The following is a 2,563-nucleotide window of genomic DNA, read 5'->3' as shown; positions in this document are numbered from 1 at the left end:
AAACATTCCTCTATTCGAATCCTTTCGTCGTGCTGTTGATTCTGCCTTCCTATGACCTGTTCGGACTATTATGAGAAATGCTATAACTTTTGAACCTCACTTGAAAAAGACTTCATTTTAGCCTCTGCTAATTCTTTCACGACAATTTCTTTAAGCAATTCTCCTGAGTCGTTATTATTATTATTCTTGCTATTAAAGCTGTGCAAGATAGAGTCTACAATCTTATTTACCCCTTCTTGTTTGTTAAATTCTAATTTTTTTACGCATTTTCTAACAGAAGGTGACAACTTGGCTTTTAACGTGCCATCTCGTAGTTCTTTACCTACATTTTTTCCAATGTTACAATGTTTGTTGACAACTTCTTTAACCTTGGCTTTTATGATCTCCCTTGCGGATTGTTCCAAATTATTTTCTAACAGTTCAAGTAACTTGTTGCTTTTAAATTTACCATTATCTTGATTTGATAGAGACTTTATAGTTTCATTAAGCACGTTATGACAAAAGTGTTTCTTTTCAAATTCAGGAAAATTTTCTTTCAACTCTTTATTTTTATCAGACAAAAAGTTATTGAGATTCTTATTCTTCAAGTTCAAGATTTTTGAAAACTTTGATTGAGTTGATTTCATAGAACCAGTAGTTGATTTTGCAGTAGATACTGTACTCACTGCATCTGGCGCTTTAGTTTTTGTTTGTTCTTGTGATTTTTTAGTTTTTTCATCAATATCTTCCAATCTTTTATCAACATCCTTTAACTTTTCTTCCAACTTTTGTTGTTCTTGATTATTTAACAGTTGTTGTTGCATTATTTTTAATTGTTCTTTCATGCTTTCTTTTTCTCCCTGTAGTTTCTTAATATCAGCTTTCAATTGATCTTCTACTTGCTTCTGTTCTTTTTGTAACTGCTTAATTAAACTATTTTTCCTGACTTCTCCCACCCTTTCTAAAAGCTCGTTTATTTTATTGGTAAATTCTGCTCTGAGTTCAGTTAATTCTCTTCCCTGGCACCCTATCATCTCAGATTTTGCCTTCAACTTTACTAAAAACTCTTTCTCTTGTTTATCTGTAACTTCTACCAATTCTCTATAATCCTTTTTAAGTCTTTCAATTATAGATCGCAATTCTTCAATTTTCACTTCCAATAAGCCATTTTCTGATTGTAAGTCTGCAATCTGCTGTGCTTGATCACTATTTTTATCCGTTGTTTCGACGTATTCGGTCTGCATTGCTATATCGTGAAATGTTACTTTATTAGTTTGAACCTCTCCATCCTTACTTATTACTTCACTTTGGCTCTCTTTCTCTACAACTTCAAGTTTTAAGTCAACTTGAACACTTCCATCTATTGTCTTAAAAGCATCAGTTTGAACTTCATTGTTTGCAGTAGTTTTATCGTAGTACAAAATATTTTCTGCCCATCTGTTCCATCTCTTGGGCAATATTCGTCCAATCGTTTTTAGATATAACCAAGCAAATACAGTAGACCAGCTGTATTTTTTTTCCTTATTATTAATATTTAGCATAAAATTACCTTATTTTTTAACTTTAATTTACAGAAAATTTTAATAGTAATAAAGTTATATATATTAGTATAAATGTTAAATAAATACTAACGCAGGTGTCAAATTATGGTAAAGTCTTTGCCCGCCTAATACACTTTAAGCAGAAATGTACATGTCTGCAAGTACAGCATTTGCTTTTTCTATCGCTCTTGCTAACACTTCTTGTTCATTGTTCTGATTTTTCACATTGATTACCTGAGCAGCTAAGTTTGCAGGAAAAGTGACCAAACTGACTTCCCATAATTCCACTTGTTTTAACACTCTAGCTCCGCTTTTATGATCAACATCATACTCTATAGGTATATAACCGATGGAAAGTCCGTTAATTGCCCCAGTTTTGAGCATCAAATACACTTCTTCTGCTTTCTGAATACCCAAAAGTAAATGTGCAATTATATATAGACCAACATCATTTTCATAAATATCTATGATGCTACCTATAGGTTCGTCAGGATTATGCTGCCAAAGGAGTTTTATTTTATTTCTGTTTAAATTTTCCTTAAATGCCCCAGGCAATATCAGATCATTTTGTTTATCAACTATATTAAAAACGCTAGCATAACCAGAAAATACACCGTTTTCTCCTATGCTTTTTATTGACAATGGTGAATAGAGAAATTTCTTATTCATAAAGCCTCCTGTAGTATTGGGAATTTTGTTTCGCAATGCACTGCGATATAATTCTATTATATGAAGTGCTCTAAAAGGGGGAAGCACTTTTCTTAGTTACTAAAAACGCTAACTAGAATCCAGATTGGACACTGGGTTATAAAATTCTACGTCATACCGCCACGAACCGTCATACCGCCGCGGTATCTCTTAGCATAGATCCCGCTAACACGTAGCGGGATGACGGTTGTCAGGCTAGCTGTCATCCCAGTGCCCTGACTACTTGAATCCAGAAAAAAGAATGGTGTCATCCCAGTGCCCAGACACTGGGATGGCTTTGTTGCATCGCTACTTATGAAAGGCTAACTATAGTTAGGATTATAAGTAACCTATTG

2 protein-coding genes are annotated in these 2,563 nt (G+C 33.6%); both read right to left on the bottom strand.

Annotated elements, in window-relative coordinates; genetic code table 11:
- Positions 1 to 80 precede the first annotated feature (80 nt).
- Positions 81 to 1,520 (bottom strand): hypothetical protein, encoded by a 1,440-nt coding sequence (locus OZD66_RS05775; RefSeq protein ID WP_275022492.1) that lies wholly within the window; start codon positions 1,518 to 1,520, stop codon positions 81 to 83.
- Between the two features lie 135 nt (positions 1,521 to 1,655).
- Positions 1,656 to 2,189 carry an HK97 family phage prohead protease gene (locus OZD66_RS05770; protein ID WP_174515881.1) on the bottom strand — a complete coding sequence of 178 codons (534 nt, stop codon included), beginning with the start codon at positions 2,187 to 2,189 and terminating at the stop codon, positions 1,656 to 1,658.
- Positions 2,190 to 2,563: the final 374 nt, after the last annotated feature.

The organism is Wolbachia endosymbiont of Drosophila baimaii (genome assembly GCF_028982185.1).
Taxonomy (GTDB): domain Bacteria; phylum Pseudomonadota; class Alphaproteobacteria; order Rickettsiales; family Anaplasmataceae; genus Wolbachia; species Wolbachia pipientis.
Note: the sequence above shows the minus strand (reverse complement) of the source record. Positions and strands in the feature narration are given on the sequence as shown.

Bases quoted from the DNA above. Each gene is read 5' to 3' on its own strand.
- OZD66_RS05775 (WP_275022492.1), bottom strand. From the start codon at position 1,520: ATGCTAAATATTAATAATAAGGAAAAAAAATACAGCTGGTCTACTGTA.
- OZD66_RS05770 (WP_174515881.1), bottom strand. From the start codon at position 2,189: ATGAATAAGAAATTTCTCTATTCACCATTGTCAATAAAAAGCATAGGA.